This is a genomic window from Citreicella sp. C3M06, assembly GCF_018860705.1.
Taxonomy (GTDB): Bacteria; Pseudomonadota; Alphaproteobacteria; order Rhodobacterales; family Rhodobacteraceae; genus Salipiger.
The window spans coordinates 58,901-81,942 of the sequence record NZ_JAHKQA010000004.1; the positions used below are offsets into that span (position 1 = coordinate 58,901).

The 23,042-nt window shown below is 65.0% G+C and carries 20 protein-coding genes and 1 riboswitch; of the genes, 8 read left to right on the forward strand and 12 right to left on the reverse strand.

All coding sequences use genetic code 11. The features are described from left to right. The first annotated feature begins 156 nt into the window (after window positions 1-156). Together KO516_RS00935 and KO516_RS00940 are read left to right on the forward strand one after the other, a co-directional pair. Window positions 157-1,113, forward strand: coding sequence for a translocase (locus KO516_RS00935; protein WP_216001929.1), 957 nt, complete (start codon window positions 157-159; stop codon window positions 1,111-1,113). A 44-nt stretch (window positions 1,114-1,157) separates the two neighbouring features. After that, window positions 1,158-2,711: a phosphate ABC transporter substrate-binding/OmpA family protein gene (locus tag KO516_RS00940; protein WP_216001930.1), complete on the forward strand. Its 1,554-nt coding sequence runs from the start codon at window positions 1,158-1,160 to the stop codon at window positions 2,709-2,711. Here the strand turns inward: KO516_RS00940 and radC are convergent. From radC to dnaK, 4 genes are all read right to left on the reverse strand, one after another. Continuing rightward, window positions 2,708-3,472 carry a DNA repair protein RadC gene (gene radC / locus KO516_RS00945; protein WP_216001931.1) on the reverse strand — a complete coding sequence of 255 codons (765 nt, stop codon included), beginning with the start codon at window positions 3,470-3,472 and terminating at the stop codon, window positions 2,708-2,710. The two genes, KO516_RS00940 and radC, sit on opposite strands and share 4 nt — an antisense overlap. 34 nt (window positions 3,473-3,506) lie before the next feature. Next, window positions 3,507-4,133, reverse strand: a complete 627-nt coding sequence (locus tag KO516_RS00950) for a DedA family protein (RefSeq protein ID WP_216001932.1) — start codon at window positions 4,131-4,133, stop codon at window positions 3,507-3,509. A 129-nt stretch (window positions 4,134-4,262) separates the two neighbouring features. Continuing rightward, window positions 4,263-5,417 carry a molecular chaperone DnaJ gene (gene dnaJ / locus KO516_RS00955; protein WP_216001933.1) on the reverse strand — a complete coding sequence of 385 codons (1,155 nt, stop codon included), beginning with the start codon at window positions 5,415-5,417 and terminating at the stop codon, window positions 4,263-4,265. A gap of 80 nt (window positions 5,418-5,497) precedes the next feature. Continuing rightward, complete coding sequence (gene dnaK / locus KO516_RS00960) at window positions 5,498-7,417, reverse strand: molecular chaperone DnaK (protein ID WP_216001934.1); 1,920 nt, start codon at window positions 7,415-7,417, stop codon at window positions 5,498-5,500. Window positions 7,418-7,636: 219 nt separating this feature from the next. On the opposite strand from dnaK, the gene KO516_RS00965 reads away from it, so the two are divergent. Further along, on the forward strand, window positions 7,637-8,242 hold the full coding sequence (locus tag KO516_RS00965; RefSeq protein ID WP_216001935.1) for an alpha-ketoglutarate-dependent dioxygenase AlkB: 606 nt from the start codon (window positions 7,637-7,639) through the stop codon (window positions 8,240-8,242). Window positions 8,243-8,359: 117 nt separating this feature from the next. On the opposite strand, the gene gcvP is transcribed toward KO516_RS00965, so the two are convergent. From gcvP to KO516_RS00985, 4 genes are all read right to left on the reverse strand, one after another. Beyond that, the gene (gene gcvP / locus KO516_RS00970) at window positions 8,360-11,203 is read right to left on the reverse strand and encodes an aminomethyl-transferring glycine dehydrogenase (protein ID WP_216001936.1); all 2,844 of its coding nucleotides are present in this window, start codon (window positions 11,201-11,203) and stop codon (window positions 8,360-8,362) included. Between the two features lie 116 nt (window positions 11,204-11,319). Next, the gene (gene gcvH, locus KO516_RS00975; protein ID WP_216002081.1) at window positions 11,320-11,679 is read right to left on the reverse strand and encodes a glycine cleavage system protein GcvH; all 360 of its coding nucleotides are present in this window, start codon (window positions 11,677-11,679) and stop codon (window positions 11,320-11,322) included. Between the two features lie 22 nt (window positions 11,680-11,701). Beyond that, window positions 11,702-12,817 carry a glycine cleavage system aminomethyltransferase GcvT gene (gene gcvT / locus KO516_RS00980; protein ID WP_216001937.1) on the reverse strand — a complete coding sequence of 372 codons (1,116 nt, stop codon included), beginning with the start codon at window positions 12,815-12,817 and terminating at the stop codon, window positions 11,702-11,704. Between the two features lie 182 nt (window positions 12,818-12,999). Continuing rightward, window positions 13,000-13,085, reverse strand: a riboswitch (glycine riboswitch). A 20-nt stretch (window positions 13,086-13,105) separates the two neighbouring features. Beyond that, on the reverse strand, window positions 13,106-13,597 hold the full coding sequence (locus tag KO516_RS00985; protein ID WP_216001938.1) for an Rrf2 family transcriptional regulator: 492 nt from the start codon (window positions 13,595-13,597) through the stop codon (window positions 13,106-13,108). A gap of 106 nt (window positions 13,598-13,703) precedes the next feature. Between KO516_RS00985 and KO516_RS00990 the strand changes: the two genes are divergently transcribed. Together KO516_RS00990 and KO516_RS00995 are read left to right on the forward strand one after the other, a co-directional pair. After that, the gene (locus KO516_RS00990) at window positions 13,704-14,270 is read left to right on the forward strand and encodes a gamma-glutamylcyclotransferase (RefSeq protein WP_216001939.1); all 567 of its coding nucleotides are present in this window, start codon (window positions 13,704-13,706) and stop codon (window positions 14,268-14,270) included. Next, complete coding sequence (locus tag KO516_RS00995; RefSeq protein ID WP_216001940.1) at window positions 14,267-15,496, forward strand: DUF2254 domain-containing protein; 1,230 nt, start codon at window positions 14,267-14,269, stop codon at window positions 15,494-15,496. The genes KO516_RS00990 and KO516_RS00995 overlap by 4 nt, the downstream gene beginning before the upstream one ends. Here the strand turns inward: KO516_RS00995 and gltX are convergent. Beyond that, the gene (gene gltX / locus KO516_RS01000; RefSeq protein WP_216002082.1) at window positions 15,493-16,830 is read right to left on the reverse strand and encodes a glutamate--tRNA ligase; all 1,338 of its coding nucleotides are present in this window, start codon (window positions 16,828-16,830) and stop codon (window positions 15,493-15,495) included. The two genes, KO516_RS00995 and gltX, sit on opposite strands and share 4 nt — an antisense overlap. A 121-nt stretch (window positions 16,831-16,951) precedes the next feature. Here gltX and KO516_RS01005 point away from each other — a divergent pair, with 121 nt between their 5' ends. Beyond that, a complete protein-coding gene (locus tag KO516_RS01005) occupies window positions 16,952-17,902 on the forward strand; it encodes a 1-phosphofructokinase family hexose kinase (protein ID WP_216001941.1) in 951 nt (316 codons plus the stop codon). Between the two features lie 336 nt (window positions 17,903-18,238). Then, complete coding sequence (locus tag KO516_RS01010; protein ID WP_216001942.1) at window positions 18,239-19,165, forward strand: MBL fold metallo-hydrolase; 927 nt, start codon at window positions 18,239-18,241, stop codon at window positions 19,163-19,165. A 50-nt stretch (window positions 19,166-19,215) separates the two neighbouring features. On the opposite strand, the gene KO516_RS01015 is transcribed toward KO516_RS01010, so the two are convergent. Further along, complete coding sequence (locus KO516_RS01015; protein ID WP_216001943.1) at window positions 19,216-19,767, reverse strand: 2OG-Fe(II) oxygenase; 552 nt, start codon at window positions 19,765-19,767, stop codon at window positions 19,216-19,218. Window positions 19,768-19,893: 126 nt separating this feature from the next. On the opposite strand from KO516_RS01015, the gene KO516_RS01020 reads away from it, so the two are divergent. Further along, window positions 19,894-20,283, forward strand: coding sequence for a metallopeptidase family protein (locus KO516_RS01020; protein ID WP_216001944.1), 390 nt, complete (start codon window positions 19,894-19,896; stop codon window positions 20,281-20,283). Here KO516_RS01020 and KO516_RS01025 read toward each other — a convergent pair. Both KO516_RS01025 and KO516_RS01030 read right to left on the reverse strand, forming a co-directional pair. Continuing rightward, window positions 20,280-21,326 carry a glycosyltransferase family 4 protein gene (locus KO516_RS01025; protein ID WP_216001945.1) on the reverse strand — a complete coding sequence of 349 codons (1,047 nt, stop codon included), beginning with the start codon at window positions 21,324-21,326 and terminating at the stop codon, window positions 20,280-20,282. The two genes, KO516_RS01020 and KO516_RS01025, sit on opposite strands and share 4 nt — an antisense overlap. Continuing rightward, complete coding sequence (locus tag KO516_RS01030; protein ID WP_216001946.1) at window positions 21,319-22,977, reverse strand: NAD+ synthase; 1,659 nt, start codon at window positions 22,975-22,977, stop codon at window positions 21,319-21,321. The genes KO516_RS01025 and KO516_RS01030 overlap by 8 nt, the downstream gene beginning before the upstream one ends. Between the last annotated feature and the right edge of the window lie 65 nt (window positions 22,978-23,042).

Sequence of the window (23,042 nt, forward strand, 5' to 3'; positions counted from 1 at the left end):
CCTGCCAGCCGGCGGATGAACCGAAACGCCGCGGTGTCAGGTCGAGCCTGCCGCAGCTTTGACACGGTGACTCCCTGTTGCTGCCCGATCTCTGCCGCTTTGTTTTGACACATTATTAATTAATGTATTGAAGTGGGTAGTGAGTGAGGAGCCAGAATGGCAGATCTCAAAACAGTTCTTCTTGGCGCTGCAACGGTGGGCGCCGCATTGAGTATCGGCCACGTGATGCAATATGGCACCGTCAAAGCCGCGCCCGAAATTTCAACCGCGGATATTGATGCACGCAGCATCGTCGACACCTCTTCTGCCATGCGGCGGCACTTGTCGACGCAGGCCGCCAACCTTGAGCGCCTGCCCGAAGCGGTGACTCTTGCAGCGATCCGCGAGGAGGTCATCTCTTCGCTACCGCTTGCTGCAAAAGCCGAGATCGCTGATTGCGCCGTGTCGCTCAGCGCCGCGCCCCGCGCCGGGGCTGTGGTTGCGCTCAGCCTTACGGCACCCTGCTACGGATCCGAGCGGGTGACCTTTGATCACCACGGCCTGACCTTCACCGAGATCACCGCCCCGGATGGCACGCTGCAGGTCAACGTGCCCGCGCTGTCGGAAGACGCGCTGTTCGTGGCCACCTTTGACGGAGGGGCCGAGGCGAGCGTGCGCACCGATGTGCCGGCCCTGCCGTTCTACGACCGCGTCGTGCTGCAATGGACCGGCGACAGCGGCCTTTCGCTGCACGCACACGAATTCGGCGCGACGTATTTCAGCGAAGGGCACATCTCGGCGGCCAAGGACGGAGAGATGAGCCGCACGGCAAGGGGCGAGGGCGGGTTTCTGAACCTGCTCGGCAATTCCGCCGCGCCCGGGGCCCATGTTGCACAGATCTACAGCTTTCCGGTCGGCACTGTTCGCAAGGAGGGGACGGTCGAACTGAGCATCGAGGCCGAGGTGACGCCAGCCAATTGCGGTCGAGAAGTCGTGGCGCAGACGCTGGAACACCATAACCTGCTGCCGCTCAAGCGGCGTGAGCTGAGGCTCGACATGCCGGACTGCGACGATGCAAGCGGATTTCTGCTGTTGAAAAACGCCGTCGAAGACCTGAAGATCGCAGCCAGGTAACAGGTGGCGCGCCAAGCGCCGCCCAAGGGGCAAGAGACGATCCGATGACAGGTTTGCGTGCGGCGGTCCTCGCCGCACTCTGCGTTTTGGCAGGGGGCGCTTCGGCGCAGGACATCATGCTGCGGTCCCGCGACGGCGGCATCGAGATCACCGGCGACCTGCTGGGGTTCGACGGCGAATTCTACCGGATGATGACACGTTTCGGAGAGCTGACTGTCGATGCCTCGGGCGTGCTGTGCGACGGCGTCGGCTGCCCGTCGCTGACCGATTTCGTGGCGGAAATGCGGGTGTCCGGCTCTTCTTCGATCGGCAGCGTGCTGATGCCCGCGCTGCTTGAAGCCTTTGCCCAACGCGATGGGTTGACCGCCACGCGCGAGACGAGCGGCGCAGATCGGTTCACCTATGTGCTGAGAGATCCCGAAAAAGACAGGATTGTCGGGCGCTTTGACTTTCGCGTCGGCAGCACCGACGCCGGGTTTGCCGAACTGCTTGCCGACGAGGCCGATGTGGTGATGGCCCTGCGCGAGATCCGCCCAGAAGAACGGCGGGCTGCGCAGGCGGGCGGGCTGGGCGATCTGACCGATCACAACCGCAGCCGCGTGCTGGCGCTGGATGCGCTGATCCCGGTGGTGTCACCGGGCAATCCGGTGAATTCGCTGTCGCTGTCCGATCTGGCGGCGATGCTGTCGGGCAAGCTGACCAACTGGCAGGCGCTTGGCGGGCCCGACGCGCCCGTGGTGCTGCATCTGCGCGGCGAAGACAGCGGGCTGACCCAAAGCATCGAAGACCGCTTGCTGCGGCCCTCGCAGCTGACTCTTGGCGGCGAGATTGTCCGGCATGACAGCAACGCGGCGCTGGCGGCGGCGGTGACGAATGACCCTTTTGGCCTTGGGCTGGCCAGTGCTTCGGAGCCGGGCAACAGCAAGGCGCTGTACCTGTCGGGCAGCTGCGGTTTTCACCTGCGCGGGCAGCGCGCCGCCATCAAGACCGAAGATTACCCGCTGACCGCGCCGATGTTCCTGTACATGCCGGCGCGGCGGCTGCCGGCGCTGGCGCGCGAATTCCTGACCTTCACCCGCAGCGCCCCGGCGCAGATCGTCATTCGCCGCGCCGGATTTGTCGATCAATCGCCCGAAGAGCTGCCGCTGTCGCAACAGGGCGACCGGCTGGCCAACGCGGTGAGCGTGGCCGATGGGCCAGAGGGGCTGGCGGGGTTGAAGCGAATGGTCGAGGTGTTGTCTCCGATGCGGCGTCTGACCACGTCGTTCCGGTTCGAACCGGGCTCGGTGCGGCTAGATGCGCAGTCGCGCTCGAATGTGCAGCAACTGGCGCGTTCGCTCGAGCTTGGGGAATACGATGGGCGACGACTGATGTTCGTGGGGTTTTCAGACGGGCAGGGGCCGGCGTCCAGCAATCTGGACATTGCGTCGAAGCGGGCACAGGCGGTGCGCCTTGCGGTCGAAGCCGCCGCCGAGGCCGCCGATCTGTCGCGCATCGACATTGCCACCGAGGCGTTTGGCGAGGCCATGCCGATGGCCTGCGACGACACCGTTTGGGGGCGGCAGGTGAACCGGCGGGTCGAGGTCTGGTTGCGTTAAAGCAGCCCTTCGGAGCGAAAGCTGAGCTCGCGCGATTTTCCGATGACAAGATGGTCGTGCAGCGTGATCCCCAGTGCATCGGCGGCAAGCTGGATTTGCGCGGTCATTTCGATATCGGCCTGACTTGGGGTCGGATCGCCCGACGGGTGATTGTGCACCAGAATGATGGCGCTGGCGTTCAGCTCTAGCGCGCGTTTCACCACCTCGCGCGGGTAGACCGGAACGTGGTCAATGGTGCCGCGGGCCTGCCGTTCGTCGGCGATCAGCACATTCTTGCGGTCAAGGAACAGGATGCGGAACTGTTCGATATCGCCATGCGCCATGGTGGTCTGGCAATAATCGATCAGCGCGTCCCACGAGCTGACGATCTGGCGCTGAAGCACCTTCGAGCGCGCCAGCCGGTGCGCCGCCGCCTCGACGATCTTCAGCTCGGTCGCCACGGCCTCGCCCACGCCATTGACCTGTCGCAACCGCGCCGTTGGGGCCGAGACCACCCCGTTGAAATCGCCAAAGGTTACTAGAAGATGTCGCGCCAGCGGCTTGACATCGCGGCGCGGAATGGCGCGGAACAGCACCAGTTCGAGCAATTCGTAATCGGGCAATGCATCGGCGCCGCCGATCATGAAACGCTCGCGCAATCGGGCGCGGTGGTCCTTGATATACGAGGGCAGCGCGCCGCCCCGCGGGATGGATGTCGCCTGCGCCTCGTCATGGTCGAACAGGGCGGCTTGGGAATCGGAGAAATGCGGTCCTCTGGTCATGCTGCCAGAGTGCCTGCCCTTGGTTAGCGAAGGGTTAACCGTCCTGCGTCTCTTCGCGCTTTTCAACGCGCCGATTGTAGGTTGCAACGCGCCACAGGTAGGTGCCGATCAGCCCGGCGACGACTAGCGTCGAAATCGGATCAAGCCATTGCGACACCGCGTCATAGCCGCCTTCCAGCCAATAGCCTGCAAGGGTCAGAACCGTGGTCCAGGCCACGGTGCCCACGGTGCTCAGCCCGATGAACCAGCCGCGATGCATCCGCCGCACCCCGGCCGGCACCGAGATGAAGGTTCGCACCGTGGGGATCAACCGCCCGATCAACACCGCGCTGCCGCCATGGCGGGAAAACCAGTGGTTCGCCTGATCGAATTCCTTCGGCGAGACCGACAGCCAGCGGCCATGCGCCTCGGACAGGCGGCACAGCCGTTCGTAGCCGATCCGCCGCCCGATCCAGTACCACAGATAGGCCCCGGCCAAGGATCCCGCGCTGCCCGCAGCGATCACCAGCGGCAGCGACATGGTGCCTCGCGCGGCGTTGAACCCCGCAAGCGGCATGATCAGCTCGGATGGAATCGGCGGAAAGACGTTCTCGAGGAACATCAGCAGGGCGACGCCAAGCGCGCCCATGGACTCGATGAGGGTGGTGATCCAGTCGAACATGAAAGGTCTCTCGAAAAGCAAAGGGCTCGGGGGATGAACCCCGAGCCCTCGCATTGTGTTCCATGTGAATGGGTCACTCTGTCCCAACGCAGCCGCTTATCGGCGTGCCGGTCGGAGGCGTGCGTGCGATCAGCCCTTCATCGATTCCCAGAAGCTTTTCACCGAAGAGAAAAAGCTGTGGGATTCCGGGTTATTGTCTTCGGACAAGTCTTCGAACTCGCGCAGCAGCTCTTTTTGCCGCGAGGTCAGGTTGACCGGCGTTTCCACCGCAAGCTCGATGAACATATCCCCGGCCGCGCCGCCACGCAGCGCGGGCATGCCCTTGCCGCGAAGGCGCATCTGACGGCCCGACTGGCTGCCCGCCGGGATCTTGACGCGCGAGCGCCCGCCGTCGATGGTCGGCACCTCGATGTCGCCGCCAAGCGCCGCCGCCGCCATGCTGACCGGCACGCGACAATGCAGCTCAAGGCCTTCCCGTTCGAAGATCTCATGCTGTTTCACCTCGATGAAGATGTACAGATCGCCCGGAGGGCCACCGCGCAGCCCCGCTTCACCCTCACCGGCAAGGCGGATGCGGGTGCCGGTCTCGACCCCGGCGGGAATGTTCACCGACAGCGCGCGTTCCCGGCGCTGGGTGCCGGCGCCGCCGCATTTCTTGCAGGGATTCTTGACGATCTGGCCAAGGCCCGAACAGGTCGGACAGGTGCGCTCGACGGTGAAGAAACCTTGCGTTGCCCGCACCTTGCCCATGCCCGAACAGGTCGGGCAGGTGGTCGGCTCGGCGCCGCCTTCCGCGCCGGATCCGTGGCATTCGCCGCATTGAACCGAGGTCGGAACGTTGATCGTCTTTTGCAGCCCCGTGAAGGCGTCTTCCAGCGTCACGCGCAGGTTGTAGCGCAGATCGGCCCCGCGCGAGGCGCGTTGACGCCCACCGCCGCCGCCGCGCCCGCCCATCATGTCGCCGAACAGATCGTCGAACACATCCGAAAAGGCCGAGGCGAAATCGCCCTGTCCGTGGAAGCCGCCACCCGGACGCCCGCCGCCGCCGCCCATACCGCCTTCGAACGCGGCATGGCCATAGCGATCATAGGCCGCCTTCTTGTCGGCGTCCTTCAGCACATCATAGGCTTCGTTGATTTCCTTGAACTGGGCTTCCGCGTCGGGATTGTCGGCGTTCCGGTCCGGGTGAAGTTCCTTCGCCTTCTTGCGATAGCCCTTCTTGATTTCGTCCGCAGAGGCCCCTTTGGCGAGGCCGAGCAGGTCGTAATAATCACGCTTGGACATTCATGTCCTCCTTTTGCTCCGAAACGGAAGAGGGCCGGCCCGGTATCCGGACCGGCCCCCGATCTGTTCCGGGAGCTGGCTCAGCTCCGCTTGTCGTCGCCGAGATCTTCGAAATCGGCATCGACGATGGTGTCGTCATCCTCGCCACCGGATTTCGCCGCTCGCGGCTCTTCCTGCTCACCCTCTTCGGCCTGCGCCTTGTAGATCGCCTCGCCAAGGCGCATCGCAACCTCGGTGACGTTCTGGATGCCGGACTTGAGCTTGTCGGCCTTGACGTCCTCTTTCTCGAGATCGTCCTTGAGGGCCGCAATCGCCAGCTCGATCGCCTCGACGGTGGTCGGGTCGACCTTGTCGCCATGCTCTTCGACCGATTTCTCAGTCGAATGGATCAGGCTTTCGGCCTGGTTCCGGGCTTCGACCAGCTCGCGACGTTCCTTGTCCTTCTCGGCGTTGGCCTCGGCGTCCTTGACCATCTTGTCGATGTCAGCGTCCGACAGACCGCCCGATGCCTGGATGGTGATCTGCTGCTCTTTGCCGGTGCCCTTGTCCTTGGCGCCGACCGACACGATGCCGTTGGCGTCGATGTCGAAGGTCACCTCGATCTGCGGCATGCCGCGCGGAGCGGGCGGAATGTTCTCAAGGTTGAACTGGCCCAGCATCTTGTTGTCGGACGCCATCTCGCGTTCGCCCTGGAAGACACGGATCGTCACGGCGCCTTGGTTGTCCTCGGCGGTCGAGAAGATCTGGCTCTTCTTGGTCGGGATCGTGGTGTTGCGGTCGATCAGGCGGGTGAACACGCCACCCAGCGTTTCGATGCCAAGGCTCAGCGGGGTCACGTCCAGCAGAACCACGTCCTTGACGTCGCCCTGAAGCACGCCAGCCTGAATCGCGGCGCCCATGGCGACCACTTCATCCGGGTTCACACCCTTGTGCGGCTCCTTGCCGAAGAACTTGGTCACCTCGTCGACCACCTTCGGCATCCGGGTCATACCACCGACCAGAACCACCTCGTCGATCTCTTCCTTGCCAAGACCGGCATCCTTGAGGGCGGCGGCGCAGGGCTTCAGAGAGTTCTTGATCAGATCACCGACAAGCTGTTCCAGCTTCGAGCGGGTCAGCTTCATCACCATGTGCAGCGGCTGGCCGCCTGCGCCCATCGAAATGAAGGGCTGGTTGATTTCGGTCTGGCTGGAGGAGGACAGTTCGATCTTGGCCTTTTCCGCCGCCTCTTTCAGGCGCTGGAGGGCCATCTTGTCCTTGGTCAGGTCGACTTGGTGCTCTTTCTTGAACTCGTCGGCGAGGTAGTTGACGATGCGCATGTCGAAATCTTCACCGCCAAGGAACGTGTCCCCGTTGGTCGATTTCACTTCGAACAGGCCGTCGTCGATTTCAAGAATCGTCACGTCGAAAGTACCGCCGCCAAGGTCATAAACCGCGATGGTCTTCGATTCTTTCTTGTCGAGACCATAGGCCAGCGCGGCGGCGGTCGGCTCGTTGATGATGCGCAGCACCTCAAGACCGGCGATCTTGCCGGCGTCCTTGGTGGCCTGACGCTGGGCGTCGTTGAAATACGCCGGAACGGTGATGACCGCCTGCGTGACTTCCTCGCCAAGATAGGACTCGGCGGTTTCCTTCATCTTGCCAAGGATGAACGCAGAAATCTGGCTGGGCGAATACTTGGTGCCCTTGGCCTCAACCCAGGCGTCGCCATTGCCGCCATCGACGATGGCATAGGGAACGATGCCCTGATCCTTCGTCACTTCGGCGTCGGTTGTGCGGCGCCCGATCAGGCGCTTGACCGCAAAGATGGTGGCTTCGGGGTTGGTGACCGCCTGGCGCTTGGCCGGCTGGCCGACAAGCCGCTCGTCGTCGGTGAAGGCGACGATCGACGGCGTGGTACGGGCACCTTCCGCGTTCTCGATGACTCGGGCCTGACTGCCATCCATGATGGCGACGCAGGAGTTGGTGGTGCCAAGGTCGATACCTATGACTTTACCCATGTTCGATCCCTTTCCAATTCAAGGCGATGACGCGAGGAGCATGACCCGATTACGGCATCAGAGCCCCGCTAGATGATGAACCGTTTGGCCGGGGCCTCGCGGCTTCCGCGTGTATATAAGGAGGGGGTTTGGAGCCTGCAAGCGTCGCGTCCCGCCGGATTTCGGCAAATGTGGGGATTTTCTTTGCTCCGGCGCAACGATTGCGAAAGGAATGGGCGCATGAGTGATCCACTGACCATCCGCGGCTTTCGCATCTATCCGGGCCATCTGGGCCGCCCCACACAAGAGGCACTGGCAGAGGACCTGCGCGCCTGCCTGCGCGCCGCGCCGCTGTACCAGCCGGTGACACCGCGCGGACAGGCGATGTCGGTGCGCATGTCCTCGGCAGGGCGCTTCGGTTGGGTCACCGACCGCCGCGGTTACCGCTACGAGCCGCGCCACCCCGACGGTATGGACTGGCCGCCGATCCCGGACAGCATCCTGCACATCTGGCAAGAGCTTGCGGATTTCCCGCGCCCGCCCGATTGCTGCCTGATCAACTGGTACGGCGAAGGCGCCCGCATGGGCCTGCACCAGGACAAGGACGAAGCCGATTTCTCTGCCCCCGTCCTGTCGATCTCGCTGGGCGACGACGGCCTGTTCCGCATGGGCAACACCGAGCGCGGAGGCACGACACAATCGCTGTGGCTGCACTCGGGCGATGTCGTTGTCATGGGCGGCGAGGCACGGCTGAAACACCACGGCGTCGACCGCATCCGCTTCGGCTCCTCGACGCTGCTGCCCAAAGGTGGGCGCATCAACCTCACCCTTCGCGTCGTCACCTGAAACGAAAGAGGGGCGCAGAAACCCGCGCCCCTCCTTCATCTTGCCCCTAAACTCCGGGGAGCGCGAGGGGCTGGCCCCTCGCTGTCGCAACCGCTCAGGCAGGCGGCGCGCTTGTCTTTACTCCGCCGCCTCGGCATAGGCGCTCATCGGCGGGCAGGTGCAGACAAGGTTACGATCACCATAGGCATTGTCCACCCGGTTCACCGGCGGCCAGTACTTGTCGACCCGGAACGCCCCCGGCGGGAAACACCCCTGTTCGCGCGAATAGGGGCGATCCCAATCGCGCACCAGATCCTCCATCGTATGCGGCGCATGACGCAGCGCGCTCTGCTCCACTGCCATGTCGCCGCTTTCGATGGCCCGGATCTCCTCGCGGATCGCCAGCATCGCATCGCAGAACCGGTCCAGTTCGGCCTTGGTCTCGCTTTCCGTCGGCTCCACCATCAGCGTTCCCGCCACCGGCCAGCTCATCGTCGGCGCATGGAACCCGCAGTCGATCAACCGCTTGGCAATATCCTCGACCGTGACCCCGGCGCTTTTTTCAAAGGGCCGCACATCCAGAATGCATTCATGCGCCACCCGGACCGATTCAGCGGTATACAGGATCTCATAGGCCCCGCTCAGCCGCGCCGCGATGTAGTTGGCACTGAGGATCGCGGCCCGCGTCGATTGCGTCAGCCCCTCGCCGCCGCTCATCAGGATATAGCCCCACGAGATCGGCAGCAGCGACGGCGAGCCAAAGGCGGCCGCCGACACGGCGCCCTCTCCGGTCACCGGATCGCCGGGCAGATGCGGCACCAGATGCGATTTCACCCCGATCGGCCCCATGCCGGGGCCGCCGCCACCATGCGGAATGCAGAAGGTCTTGTGCAGGTTGAGGTGAGACACATCCCCGCCAAGATCGCCGGGCCGCGACAGCCCGACCATGGCGTTCATGTTGGCCCCGTCGATATAGACCTGCCCGCCATGCCGGTGGGTGATCTCGCAGACCTCGCGCACCGTCTCCTCGAACACGCCATGCGTCGATGGATAGGTGATCATGCAGGCCGCCAGCGCGTCCGAATGCTTTTCCGCCTTGGCCCGGAAATCTTCAAGATCGATGGATCCCTTGGCGTCGCAGGCCACCGGCACAACCTTCCAGCCGACCATCTGCGCCGACGCGGGGTTGGTGCCATGCGCGTTCACCGGGATCAGGCAGACATTGCGCTGCCCCTCGCCGCGCGCCGCCTGCCATGCCGCGATGGTCAACAGCCCGGCATATTCCCCCTGCGCCCCGGAATTGGGCTGCATGGAAAACGCATCGTAACCGGTGATCGTGCACAGCTTCGCCGACAGATCCGCGATCATCTCGCTATAGCCCGCCGCCTGATCGACCGGCGCATAAGGGTGCAGCCCGGCGAACTCCTTCCAACTGACCGGCATCATCTCGGCCGCCGCGTTCAGCTTCATGGTGCAGGACCCAAGCGGGATCATCGCTCGATCCAGCGCCAGATCGCGGTCCGCCAGACGGCGCATGTAGCGCATCATCTCGGTCTCGGCCCGGTTCATCTGAAACACCTCATGGGTGAGGTAATCGCTGGTCCGGATCAGCGCCTCGGGCAATCGGTAGGCGCTTGGCTCCTCGCCATAATCGCGCACAAGCCCAAAGGCGCGCCACACCGCTTCGATCTGCTTGGGGCGCACCGTTTCGTCGATGGTAATGCCGATCTTCGTCTTGCCGACGCGCCGCAGGTTGATGCCCTCGCGCACCGCCGCCGCCAGAATGCCGCGCTGAAGCAGCCCGACCTCGACCACCACCGTGTCGAAAAACGCCTCCGGGCCAACCTCATAGCCCGCCGCCGTCAGCCCTTCGGCCAGCCGCACCGTCTTGAGATGGATGCGCTGCGCGATGGCTTTGAGCCCCTTGGGCCCATGGAAAACCGCATAAAACCCCGCCATCACCGCCAGCAAGGCCTGCGCGGTGCACACGTTCGATGTCGCTTTTTCGCGGCGGATATGCTGCTCGCGGGTCTGCAGTGCCAGTCGGTACGCCCGGTTCCCCAAGGCATCCACCGACACCCCGACGATCCGCCCGGGCATCGCCCGCTTGTACGCATCGCGGCAGGCCATATAGGCCGCGTGCGGCCCGCCATAGCCCAAAGGCACGCCAAAGCGCTGGGTCGAGCCAACGGCGATATCCGCCCCCATCGCGCCCGGCTCGGTCACAAGACACAGCGCCATGATATCCGCCGCGACGATGCCGATGGCCTTGGCCTCGTGCAGGGCATCCATGGCAGGCGTCAGATCGCGCAGCCCGCCAAGCGTGCCCGGATATTGAAACACCGCCCCGAACACCGCCGACGCGTCAAGATCTTCCGGCGCGCCAACGATCACTTCAATCCCCAACGGTGCCGCCCGCGTCTTCATCACCGCGATGTTCTGCGGATGGCAGCCCTCGTCGACAAAGAACGCCTTGGCCTTCGACTTGGCCACGCGTTTCGCCATGGTCATCGCCTCGGCGCAGGCGGTCGCCTCGTCCAGAAGCGACGCATTCGCCACCTCAAGGCCGGTCAGATCGCTCACCATCGTCTGATAGTTCAGCAGCGCCTCAAGCCGCCCTTGCGAAATCTCGGGCTGATAGGGCGTATAGGCGGTGTACCACGCGGGGTTTTCAAAGATATTGCGCTGGATCGCGGGCGGGGTGATGGTGCCATGATAGCCCATGCCGATCAGCGAGGTCAGCACCCGGTTCTTCTCGGCCACCTCCTGCATGCGCCACAGCATCTCGCGCTCCGACAGCGCCGGGCCGAAATCCAGCGCCTCGGCTTGCCGGATGCCCGCCGGCACCGCCTCGTCGATCAGCGCATCAAGGCTGGCCACCCCCAGCACCTCGCACATCGCGTCCATCTCGGCCAGAGACGGGCCGATGTGCCGCCGGTTGGCAAAATCATAGGGCTGGTAGTCGGTCGGCTCAAAGCTCATGTCACACCTCTCCGGGGCACCGCCCGCGCGGCCCCCATATTTCTTCTGGCCTCAAATATCCCGGGGGGAGCGCACCGCGCGGGGGGCAGCGCCCCCCTCGGCCTCCGGGTCGGGGGTCAGCCGACGAACTTCTTGTACGCCGCCTCGTCCATCAGATCGTCCATCTGCGACATGTCCTCGACGCGCAGCTTAAAGAACCACGCCTCGCCCTCGGGGTCTTCGTTGACCTTGCCGGGGTCCGCGACGATGGCCTCGTTGACCTCGACCACCTCGCCGTCGATCGGGGCCAGAATGTCGGATGCGGCCTTCACCGATTCGATCACCACGACCTCGTCATCCTTGCTGACCGTGACCCCGACATCCGGCACCTCGACGAACACGACGTCGCCCAGTTGCTCTGCCGCATGGGCGGTGATGCCGACCACCACAAGATCGTCCTCGACCCGCAGCCACTCGTGTTCCTCGGTAAACTTCATCATCGCGCTGGCTCCTTCTTCGTCAGCGTTTGTAGCCTTGTTCGACAAAGGGCAGCGCCACGACCTCTGCGGCCATGCGCTTGCCCCGAACCTCTCCGTAAATCCGCGTGCCGGGCGTGGCCAGCGCCGCGGGGACATATCCCATCGCCACCGGTCCGCCCACCGTCGGGCCAAACCCGCCCGAGGTAACACGGCCAATCGCCTCGCCGCCGGCTTCGCCCTCGAAAAGCACAACTCCTTCGCGCATCGGCGCGCGCCCCTCGGGGCGCAGGCCGACGCGGGCGGTTTGCGCGCCGTCGGCCAGTTCCGCCAGCACCACAGAGGCGCCGGGAAACCCGCCCTCGCGCGCACCGCCGGCGCGGCGCGCCTTCTGGATCGCCCATTTCAATCCGCCGGCAACCGGCGTCGTGCCGGTGTCGATGTCATGCCCGTAAAGGCACAGCCCCGCCTCAAGCCGCAGCGAATCGCGCGCGCCAAGGCCAATCGGCTCGACCGCTTCGATCTCGAGCAGCCGCCGCGCAAAGCCTTCGGCGGTGTCTGCGGGCAGCGAAATTTCGTAGCCATCCTCGCCGGTATAGCCCGACCGCGAGATCCACAGATCGCCAAAGGCGCGGCTGTCCATGAAACGCATGTCCTCGACGCCGGGCACCAGATGCGACAGAGCCTGCGCCGCGCCGGGCCCTTGCAGCGCGATCAGGGCGCGATCCTGAACTTCGATCTCGCAGGTGTCGGACAGATGCGCGCGCAGATGCGCAATGTCGGCCTCTTTGCAGGCGGCGTTGACCACGAGGAACAGCGCCTCGTCCCAGCGCGCGACCATCAGGTCGTCAAGGATGCCGCCGGTTTCATTGGTGAACAGCGCATAGCGCTGCCGCCCCGGCTTCAGCCCCAGCACATCCACCGGCACCAGCGCTTCCAGCGCCAGCGCCGCGTCATCGACATCGCCAGACAGCGGGCGCAGCAGAACCTGCCCCATGTGGCTGACATCGAACAGCCCGCAGGTGGCGCGGCAATGCAGATGCTCTTTCATCACGCCAAGGGGGTATTGCACCGGCATGTCGTAGCCGGCGAACGGCACCATCTTTGCGCCAAGCGCAAGGTGCAGATCAAACAGAGGCGTCCGGTTCAGATCATCCATAGGCGTCTCACATCCCGTTTGGCCGGAAGGTGAGGCAAGACCCGCGAAGATCCGATAAAGCCCCGTCCCGGACATCTCCCGCACGAAAGCCCCATGCCCACGCGCACAAAATGCCCCCTCTGTCCGTCAGCCTGAGATCGTTATCCCTTCGGCGGGCGCGAACGCCACTCTCCAGAGTCTTGATACCCGCGACGGTCCTGAAGCCTGAGAGTTTCCGGGGCGGTTGCTCCTTCGGCACCGGCAAAGCCGGTTCTCCCATCGCGAATGCCAATCAGGCTATTATGATTTTCACTGGGCCGCAAGCACATGTTGCGTGGGGCCTGTCGCCGAGGCCCCGCGGCAGCCGGTTCCGGGCGCAAGAATATCGATCAGCGGGGCGTTGTCGCAGACCAGCGCATCCAGCGTGATCGGATCGAGCGTCGCGTAAAACGCGTTGGCCGCGTCGGTCAGCGCGACCCGCAGGCGGCAGGCGTCGGTCAGCGGGCAGGTGTTGTCGACATCGGCAAAGCATTCGGCCAACGGCACCGGCGCTTCCAGCGCGCGGAACACGTCTCCGACGCGGATCTGGTCGGCCGGGCGGCCAAGTTCCAGCCCGCCGTTGCGGCCACGCCGGGTGTGCAGGTAGCCAAGCTGCGCCAGTTGGTTGATCACCTGCGCCAGATGGTTCTCCGACGCATTGCAGCGCTGCGCAATTTCGGATTTGGTGACAAGGCGGCCATGGTTGGCCGCGCAATGCATCAGCACACGAATGGCAATATTCGTTCTCTTGGTTACTCGCACCTTACCGATCCTCGATGGCCCTCTGCCAGAGGGTAGATACAGCATCGCCAAAATAGCGTTTTGACATACATCAAAACTGCGTCCCTCCGGCACAAGGAATACAGGCATGTCTGGCGCGTTCTTTTTCGGCTACGGCTCTCTGGTCAACCGGGGGACTCATCACTTCACCCCTCTGCACCCGGCTACCGCCCATGGCTGGCGCCGGGCCTGGCGCTGCACCGACGCGCGCGAGGCGGCCTTTCTGACCGCCGTGCCCGATCCCGATGGCACCCTGCTCGGGATGATCGCCCATGTCCCGGCCGACGACTGGGCGGCGCTGGACGAGCGCGAGGCCGCCTATGACCGGCTGGGGGCGGGGCTCAAGATCACCCACGAGGCACCCGGCGTCGCCGAGCTGGCGCTTTACGCCATTGCGCCCGAGCGGATGCGCGGCCCAAGCGATGCGCACCCGCTGCTGCTGAGCTATCTCGACGTGGTGGTGCAGGGCTACCTGCTGGAATACGGCGTTGAGGGCGCCGAGCATTTCTTTGCCACCACCGATGGCTGGGACTGCCCGATCCTCGACGATCGCGCCGCGCCGCGCTATCCGCGCGCGCAGCGGCTGGGCGATCCGGAACGCGCCGTGGTCGACAGGCATCTGGCGCGGCTCGGCTCGCGGAGGATCGCGGCATGACCCTCAGCAAGCTGCTCATGCTGTTGCGACGGCTGGCGCGCAACCTTGTGGCGCGGGTGCTGTTCGGCGCGGTGCTGGCGCTGGCAATGGCAGGGCTGGCCCCCGAGATCCTGCCGCTGGTTCCTAAGAACTGGCAGGGCCGCATCAAGCCGGACGCGGTGATCCCGATTCTGAACGTTCTGGCTGGCACCATGCTGACCGTCACCACGTTTTCGCTGTCTGTCATGGTCTCGGCCTTTCAGGCGGCGTCCAGTCAGGCGACACCGCGCGCTTACCGGCTGCACCTGTCCGACACCACCACCCACACCGTGCTGGCGGTGTTCACCGGGGCGTTTCTGTATTCGCTGACGGGCCTCGTGATGTACCGCGCCGGATTCTACGCCCCGGAAACCTCGGTGGTGATCCTTGGGGTGACGATCCTTGTCATCGCGGCCATTGTGGTGGCGATGCTGCGCTGGATCGCGCATCTGAGCACGCTTGGCAGTCTTGATGAAACGCTGGGCAAGGTCGAGGCTGCCGCCAGCGGGCCACTGATGCGTGCCATGCAGAGCCCGGCGCTTGGCGGGCTGCCGCTGGCGCCGGACGCGGTGATCCCGGACAGCGCGACGCCGGTGCGCGCGGCGCAGGGCGGCTATGTGCAGTTTATCGACATGGTCAGGCTAAACGGTATCTTGGCCAAAACCGGCGCGACGCTGACCCTTGCCGTGCTGCCGGGTGAAAATGTTCTCAAGGGGGTTCCCATCGGCTGGACAATGGGAGACGTGGCCGACCCGGACGCGCTATGCGCCTGTTTCACCATCGGCGCGATCCGCACCGCCGAACAGGACGCCCGCTATGGCATCGTCGTGCTGGCCGAGGTGGCGCTGCGCGCGCTGTCTCCCGGCATCAACGATCCCGGCACGGCCATCGACGCCATTCACCGCATCACCCGCCTGATCTGGGATTGCGGCGCGCCAGCGCGGGTGCCGCCAGAGTATCCCAGCATCGAGGTGCCGCAGCTGCGCGCCGCCGACCTGATCGAGGATGGCTTCATGGCGGTGATCCGGGCCGGGGCCGACCAGCCACAGGTGGTTGGCATCGCAATCGATGCGCTGGTGCAGCTGGAACGGTCGGACTGGCATGAAATGGGCGCTGCGGCAAAACGGGCGCAAGGCTATGCCCTGCGCCACGCCCAGCAGCACCTTGCCGTGCGCGAGGATCGAGACACCCTCGCGCAGCGGCTTTAGCTCTTTGCCAGCGCCCGCGCCGGAACCTGTTCCAGCAGCGGCATGACGTCGGCCATTTCGGGGCCGCGTTCAAGGCCGGTCAGCGCCTTGCGCAGCGGCATGAACAAGCCCTTGCCCTTGCGCCCGGTCGCCGCTTTGACCGCGGCGGTAAAGGTGCCCCATGTCTCATGGGTGAACGGACCTTCGGGCAGCAGCGTCATCGCCTCGGCGATGAAATCGCGATCTTCCTCGGCGATCAGCGGCTCTGCCCCGTCGCGGAACAGCGCCCACCACCCCGGAAGATCCTTGCGGGTGGCGATGTTGTCACGGGTGACCGACCAGAACAGCGCCGCCTTGGCCTCGGGTACGCCAAGCGCCGCGATCTCGTCTTTCACCGCCTCGAACGGCAGCTCGTGCAGCTTGCGCGCGGTCAGCGGGTACAGGTCCTGTTCGTCGAATTTCGTCGGGGCCGAGCCGAATTGCGACAGCTCGAAGCCCTCGGCGATCTCGTCCAGCGACAGCTTCAGCTCGACCGGCTGGCTCGAGCCCAGCCGCGCCATCAGCGACAGCAGCGCCTCGGGCTCAACCCCGGCCTCGCGCAGATCGCGGATCGACAGCACGCCAAGCCGCTTGGACAGCGATTCCCCCTGCGGGCCGGTCAGCAGCGAATGGTGGGCAAAGCCCGGCGCGGTGCCGCCAAGCGCCTCGATGATCTGGATCTGCGTCGCGGTGTTTGTAACATGGTCAGAGCCGCGCACGATATTGGTCACGCCCATATCCATGTCATCGACCACCGAGGCCAGCGTGTACAGGATCTGCCCGTCGCCGCGGATCAGCACCGGGTCGGAAACGCTGGCCGCGTCGATGGAAATGTCGCCAAGGATGCCGTCGGTCCAGTCGATCCGTTCCTGGATCAGCTTGAAGCGCCACACGCCATTGCCACGCTCGGCGCGCAGCGACTCTTTGTCGGCATCGCTTAGCGCCAGCGCCGCGCGGTCATAGACTGGCGGTTTGCCCATGTTGAGCTGCTTCTTGCGCTTGAGATCCAGCTCTGTCGGGGTTTCGAACGCCTCGTAGAACCGTTCCATGCCGCGCAGCTTGTCGGCAGCGTCGAGATAGCGGTCCAGCCGGGCGCTCTGCCGTTCGGTCTTGTCCCAGGTCAGGCCCAGCCATTCCAGATCGCGCTTGATGCCATCGACATATTCTTCCTTGCTGCGCTCGGCGTCGGTGTCGTCGATGCGCAAGATGAATGTGCCGCCGGATTTGCGGGCGATCAGGTAGTTGAACAGCGCCGTGCGAAGGTTGCCGACATGGATGTGGCCAGTGGGCGACGGGGCGAAACGGGTGACGGTCATGCTGAGCTCCTGCTTACGGGTGTGGCAATTCCACAGGCGGGGCGATTTGTCCAGTTCGCCTCGCTTGGCGTTGGGGGCATAGGGTGCCATGCTGCCAGCATTCCGGGAGAAATTGATCGCCATGAACGACATCCTTACCGTCACGCTGAACCCCGCACTTGATCTGTCGACCTCGACCGACCGTGTGGTGGCGGGGCCCAAGCTGCGCTGCGACGCGATGAACGTCGATCCGGGCGGCGGGGGAATCAACGTCGCCCGCGTGGTGGCCGAGCTGGGCGGGCGCGCCCGCGCCTTTGTCGCGCTGGCCGGGCCGTCGGGCATGCGGCTCGAGGAATCGCTGGCGCAGCTGGGCCTGCCGCTGGTGCGGATGAAAGCGCCGGGCGAGACCCGCGAGAGCTTTGCCGTGCATGACCGCAGCACCGGCGAGCAGTTCCGCTTCGTGCTGCCCGGCCCGGTCTGGTCCGAGGCCGACGTGGCAGAGTCGCTTCACGCCATCGCAACCGCCGTTCCGCAGGGCGGCATCGTGGTGCTGAGCGGCAGCCAGCCGCCGGGGGTGCCGCTGGAATTTCCCACGCAGTTGTGCCGGGCGCTCAAGGCGCGGGGGGCCTATGTGATCGCCGATACCTCGGGCGAGGCGCTGACCTATCTTGCCGCAGGGACCGACCCCGCGCCCGCCGTGCTGCGCATGGACAGCGCCGAGGCCGAAGAACTCGCCGGTCGCCCGCTGGTGAGCCGGCGAGAGTCGGCAGAGTTCGCCGCCGAGCTGGTGGCGCGCGGGGCGGCCGAGCGGGTGATCCTTGCGCGCGGCGCGGACGGGTCGGTCATGGCAGGGCCCGAAGGCTTGACACAGGTCAGCGCCGCCAAGGTGTCGGTCCTGTCGGCGGTGGGCGCCGGAGACAGCTTTGTCGGCGCTTTCGCCTATGGGCTTGCCAGCGGCATGAGCGCGCCGGATGCGCTGGCACTGGGCGCGGCGGCGGCCAGTTCCACGGTGACAACCCCCGGAACGCAGCTGTGCACCGGCGATCATGTGCGCGAACTGCTGGCGCAATGCGGGGCAAGTTTCATCGTGTAAGGGCCAAGGCCGAGCCGCATCGAAACTTGCAGACGCGCGAGCGCGCGTGGTGACAGGCCCCTTGGTGACAGGAGATTGCCAATCTTCGTCTTGGGCGAGCATCGCAGGGGCCGGCTGACAAGAAGTTTAGTTGCCAGACCGGCGCCGCCAAGGTCTTATTCGATGGACAGCGCGCGTTGCCAGTAAGGATTGTACATTTCGGGAAAGATTACGGGCCCTTGACCTGCGGCTGCTTGCTTGGTCACGGGGGGCATTCATTTCGAATGAATTGTGGTTTCTGGATGTGTCGCGTGGGCTGCCTACATCATGGAACGTCGCAGCAAGAGGAACGGCACAATGAACACAGGTTTCAAGATCTCTCGGCGCGCAGCGCTGACGGGCGCGGCGGCGTTGCCGCTGGCCGCAGGGCTTGGGTCCGGCGCAGCGGCGCAGGTCGCTCAGAAGGGCGGACAGATGCCGCGGGTCAACCGCGTCATGCTTGGCGATTTCGAGGTCACCGCGCTGATGGCGGGCACGGCCACCCGCGAAGCGCCGCACGAGATCTTTGGTCTCAATGTCGACGACGCGACCTTCGAAGAGGTCTCGGCCGAGGCGAACATCCCGACCGATAAGGCGCAGTTCTTCTTTACCCCGACGCTGGTGAACACCGGCGCCGAGCTGATCCTGTTCGACACCGGGCTGAACCCCGAAGGCATCGTCGCGGCGGTCGAGGCCGCGGGCTATAGCGCCGATGAGGTGACGCATATGGTCATCACCCATATGCACGGCGATCACGTCGGCGGGCTGACCGACGGCAACGGGCCGACCTTTGCCAATGCGCAGCACGTGACCGGGCAGGCGGAATTCGACTATTGGAAGGGCACCGACAACGCGACCTTCGCCGGCAAGGTCGCACCGCTGGCGGATCGGTTCTCGTTCGTCGGGGATGGCGCTGCGGTGGCGTCCGGGGTGACGGCCATGCTGACGCCGGGACACACGCCGGGGCATATGGGCTACATGCTGGAAAGCGGTGGCAAGCAGCTGATGCTGTTCGCGGATGTGGCGAACCATTATGTCTGGTCTCTGGCCTATCCCGACTGGGAGGTCAGCTTTGACACCGACAAGGCAGAGGCGGCGGCAACCCGGCGCAAGGTGCTGGACATGCTGGCGACCGACAAGGTGCCGTTCATCGGCTACCACATGCCGTTCCCGGCGCTGGGCTATGCCGAAACCCGCGGCGAGGGCTTCCACTATGTGCCGCACAGCTACCAGCTGATGCTGTAAGATTCTGCCGGGCGCCGTCAGTCGGTGCCCGGCATCCGTTTTGCAACGTTCTAGCGGAAGGACGGGCCGTGCGCCCAGATCGTCAGCGAGTGCCGCTCGCCGCTGTCCACCGGCGTGACCCGGTGCAACATGTAAGACGGAAACAGCGTTGCGGTGCCCCGATCTGTCGGGGCCTGATGGGTCTGCGCCGAGGGCATCACCTCGAGCCGCCCGCCGGTATAATCGCTTGCCGCAGACAGCTGGATCACCAGCGTCAGCTTGCGCCGCGCCGCAAGATGGCCGTCTCCGATATCGGAATGCCAGTCGAAATGCCCCTGCCGTTCGGAGCCATAGCGCGCAAGCTGGGCGCTTTCGTCGAACCCGTCGAGATCGAAGCTATAAGCGTCGCGATTGGCCTCGCGCACGATGTCGATGATACGATCCATGATCCACGCGGCTTCGGGCTGTTCGTCGATCCAGACCAGATCGGCGCGGCGCAGGTTGTGGTCGCGGTTGCGCCCGACAAGCCGGGCGTCGCTGCTCGGGGCGGCGCGGGCAAGATCGATGGCGCGATCGCAATCGGCGTTGGAAAAGGCGGCGGGGATGTGGTGGACGGTCAGCATATGAGGGGAATCCGTTGACGGGTCGCAAGCCTTTAGCGCGATCGCCAGGACATGCTGTCCGGTTTGCGACCTGATGTGCCTAAAACGACCTTTTCCTTGCGGAGCACTGCCATCATATCTGGCGGCATGAGCAGACACGGCCCCGAACAGATCGAAACCATCGCCCGCAACACCGTCGAGGGCTTTCCCGAACCGTTCCGGTCCGGCGCGCAGGACGTGCTGATCGAGGTGGTGGAATGGCCACCCGCCGATGTTCTGGCCGAGCTGGGTATCCGCGATCCGCGCGATCTGACCGGGCTTTACGAGGGCGTGCCGGTCACCGAACGTTCGGTCTCGGACCCGGTCACATGGCCCGACCGGGTGACGCTGTATCGCCAGCCGATCCTGACCGAGCTGCGCGAGCGCGGCAATGTCACGCTTGAAGAGCTGGTGAGCCACATCACCGTGCACGAATTCGCCCATCATTTCGGTTGGTCGGACGACGATATCGCCTCGGTCGATGAATGGTGGCTTTAGCCCTCGGCGATCAGCGCCGCCATGCGTTGCACAAAGCGCTGCGGGCCAAGCTCGCTCAACGCGGTGTCGCGGGCACCGGCGCCAAGACGGGCGCGCAGGGCCGGATCGTCGATCAGGCGTGACAGCGCGTCGGCGATGGTCCGGGGCTGGTGCGGGTCGATGACGATGCCGTTGTCGTCGCTCAGATAGCCCGCCGATCCCGCTTCGGACGAGATCACCGGCACGCAGCCATAGGCCATCGATTCCGCCGGGGCAAAGCCCAGCGGTTCATCAAAGCTCGGCAGGATGCAGATGTCAGAGCGGGCATAAAGCGCGGGCATCTCGGGGAAGGGCACGCGGCCCGCCATTTCGATCCACGGCTCGGCCTTGGCGGCGGCGTAAAGCGCGGCAAGGTGGGCGCGGTCTTCGGGGGCGTCGAACACGCTGTCGGAGCCAGCAAGGATCAGCCGCGCCTTGCCAGCCTGCCCATGCGGGCGCAGGGCGTCGATCACCAGATCCTGCATCTTGCGCCGCTTGCCCAGCTTGGCGGCGCATAGCACCGTCACCGGGCCAGTGTTGTCGCGCAGAGGCATCGGCGGCGGCGGGTCCGCAACCACGGGCCAGGGCAGGTAGCGGGCGCCGCGATCTGGTGTCACATCCGACAACCCGCGCGTTGCCGTCACCCGGCGGATCGGCAAGCCCTTGCGCCACAGGTAGAATTTGCGCGACAGCGGCTCGCGCCGGTGAAACGGGTGCAGATCGTAAGACCACAGCGCCGTGCCCTCGCGCCGCCCGATCTTTGCGGCGGCAACGCGCAATTCGGCGCTGTTGCGCAGGAAGGCGATGTCGGGGGCGGCGTCGCGCCAAGATGCGCGCATCGCCTCCTGTTCATCGGGCCTGAACACTTGCGGAGACACCAGCGAGTGATCTTCGGGCCCGTCGGATTTGCTGGCCCAGACCGTGACCTTTGCCCCCGCGGCCACCAGCGCCCGCACCGCGAACGACAGATTGGTGTGAAACCGCGCGACGACAAACAGGACCGACTTGCCCGCAAGTTCAGCCATTGTCGCGCCAGCGATTGGCGATGGGATAGCGCCGATCCAGCCAGAAGGCGCGGGGCGACAGCCGCACGCCGGGCGCCGACTGGAACCGCTTGTATTCCGAGATATACAGCAGGTGCTCGATCTTCTTGGCATCCTCGCGGCTGTACCCCGCCGCGAGGCAATCGGCGATCGAACCATCATCATCGACGAGGATCTTCAGGATACCATCCAGCACCGGGTAATCGGGCAGCGAATCGCTGTCCTTCTGATCGTCGCGCAGTTCGGCCGAGGGCGGCTTGGTGATGATCCGCTCGGGGATGACCTCGCCTTCGGGGCCCATCATCCACGGGCGCTGATGCGCGTTGCGCCAGCGGCAGATGTCGAAGACGCGCGTCTTGTAGAGATCCTTGATCGGGTTGTAGCCGCCCGCCATGTCGCCGTAGATCGTGGCATAGCCCACCGCGACCTCGGATTTGTTGCCGGTGGTCAGCAGCATCTCGCCGAACTTGTTGGACAGCGCCATCAGCAGCAGGCCGCGCAGGCGCGACTGGATGTTTTCCTCGGTCAGATCGGCGCTCCGGCCTTCGAACAAGGGGGCCAGCGTCGCGGTGATGGCGGCGCGCCCCTCGGCGATGGGCACGAAATCGTAATGCGCGCCGATGGCGCCCGCGCAGGCCTTGGCATCCTCCAGGGAATGCTCTGAGGTGTATTCGGACGGCAACATCACGCAGCGGACATTTTCCGCCCCCAGCGCATCGACGGCAATAGTCGCCACCAGCGCCGAATCGATGCCGCCCGACATGCCCAGCAGCACCTTGCCGAACCCGGTCTTGCGGCAATAATCGCGCAGACCCAACACCATGGCGTTGTAATCCTGTTCCAGCGTATCGGGCTGCGGCGCGAAGGTGCCGTCGAGCGCGCGCCAGCCGTCATCGCCGCGTTGCAGATCGACATGGGCGATGGCTTCGGCAAAGGCGGGAAGCTGCAGCGCCAGCTTGCCATGCGGATTAAGCACAAAAGACGCGCCGTCGAAGACCTGATCGTCCTGTCCGCCCACCATGTTGAGATAGATCAGCGGCAGCCCGGTTTCGACCACGCGCCCGACCATGTGGTTCAGCCGCGTCTCGTGCTTGCCGCGATGATAGGGCGACCCGTTCGGCACTAGCAGGAATTCCGCGCCGGTTTCGGCATGGGTTTCGGCCACGTCCTCGTACCAGGCATCCTCGCAGATCGGGCTGCCGATACGGATGTTGCCGATGGCGTAGGGGCCGTCGATGGGGCCGCTGTCGAAAACGCGCACCTCGTCGAAAACCTCGTTGTTGGGCAGGTGATGCTTGAACACATGGCTGGTGATCTTGCCGCCCCGGCAGATCAGGTAGGCGTTGAACAGCTCGGCGCCCTCGACCCAGGGGCAACCGATCGCCAGTGCCGGGCCATCGGCGCAATCGGCGGCCAGCTGGCGGGCAGCCTCCATGCAATCCAGCGTAAAGGCGTTTTTCAGTGGCAGATCCTGCGCGCTGTAGCCAGCGATGAACATCTCGGGCAACGCGACAAGATCGGCGCCTGCGGCCTTGCCCTGCTCCCATGCCTCGCGGGCCTTTGCGGCATTGCCGGCAAGGTCGCCCACGGTGGGGTTCAACTGCGCGATGGTCAGGCGGAAACGGTCGGCCATGCCCTTGTCCTTTCGGTCAGCTTGCTGTGCCGACATAGCAGAACCACGCCCGAGGGAAAGCCGGG

Excerpts from the sequence above, each read along its gene's own strand:
- KO516_RS00935 (WP_216001929.1), top strand. The coding sequence starts at position 157 with ATGGCAGATCTCAAAACAGTTCTTCTTGGCGCTGCAACGGTGGGCGCC.
- KO516_RS00940 (WP_216001930.1), top strand. The coding sequence starts at position 1,158 with ATGACAGGTTTGCGTGCGGCGGTCCTCGCCGCACTCTGCGTTTTGGCA.
- radC (WP_216001931.1), bottom strand. The coding sequence starts at position 3,472 with ATGACCAGAGGACCGCATTTCTCCGATTCCCAAGCCGCCCTGTTCGAC.
- KO516_RS00950 (WP_216001932.1), bottom strand. The coding sequence starts at position 4,133 with ATGTTCGACTGGATCACCACCCTCATCGAGTCCATGGGCGCGCTTGGC.
- dnaJ (WP_216001933.1), bottom strand. The coding sequence starts at position 5,417 with ATGTCCAAGCGTGATTATTACGACCTGCTCGGCCTCGCCAAAGGGGCC.
- dnaK (WP_216001934.1), bottom strand. The coding sequence starts at position 7,417 with ATGGGTAAAGTCATAGGTATCGACCTTGGCACCACCAACTCCTGCGTC.
- KO516_RS00965 (WP_216001935.1), top strand. The coding sequence starts at position 7,637 with ATGAGTGATCCACTGACCATCCGCGGCTTTCGCATCTATCCGGGCCAT.
- gcvP (WP_216001936.1), bottom strand. The coding sequence starts at position 11,203 with ATGAGCTTTGAGCCGACCGACTACCAGCCCTATGATTTTGCCAACCGG.
- gcvH (WP_216002081.1), bottom strand. The coding sequence starts at position 11,679 with ATGAAGTTTACCGAGGAACACGAGTGGCTGCGGGTCGAGGACGATCTT.
- gcvT (WP_216001937.1), bottom strand. The coding sequence starts at position 12,817 with ATGGATGATCTGAACCGGACGCCTCTGTTTGATCTGCACCTTGCGCTT.
- KO516_RS00990 (WP_216001939.1), top strand. The coding sequence starts at position 13,704 with ATGTCTGGCGCGTTCTTTTTCGGCTACGGCTCTCTGGTCAACCGGGGG.
- KO516_RS00995 (WP_216001940.1), top strand. The coding sequence starts at position 14,267 with ATGACCCTCAGCAAGCTGCTCATGCTGTTGCGACGGCTGGCGCGCAAC.
- gltX (WP_216002082.1), bottom strand. The coding sequence starts at position 16,830 with ATGACCGTCACCCGTTTCGCCCCGTCGCCCACTGGCCACATCCATGTC.
- KO516_RS01005 (WP_216001941.1), top strand. The coding sequence starts at position 16,952 with ATGAACGACATCCTTACCGTCACGCTGAACCCCGCACTTGATCTGTCG.
- KO516_RS01010 (WP_216001942.1), top strand. The coding sequence starts at position 18,239 with ATGAACACAGGTTTCAAGATCTCTCGGCGCGCAGCGCTGACGGGCGCG.
- KO516_RS01015 (WP_216001943.1), bottom strand. The coding sequence starts at position 19,767 with ATGCTGACCGTCCACCACATCCCCGCCGCCTTTTCCAACGCCGATTGC.
- KO516_RS01020 (WP_216001944.1), top strand. The coding sequence starts at position 19,894 with ATGAGCAGACACGGCCCCGAACAGATCGAAACCATCGCCCGCAACACC.
- KO516_RS01025 (WP_216001945.1), bottom strand. The coding sequence starts at position 21,326 with ATGGCTGAACTTGCGGGCAAGTCGGTCCTGTTTGTCGTCGCGCGGTTT.
- KO516_RS01030 (WP_216001946.1), bottom strand. The coding sequence starts at position 22,977 with ATGGCCGACCGTTTCCGCCTGACCATCGCGCAGTTGAACCCCACCGTG.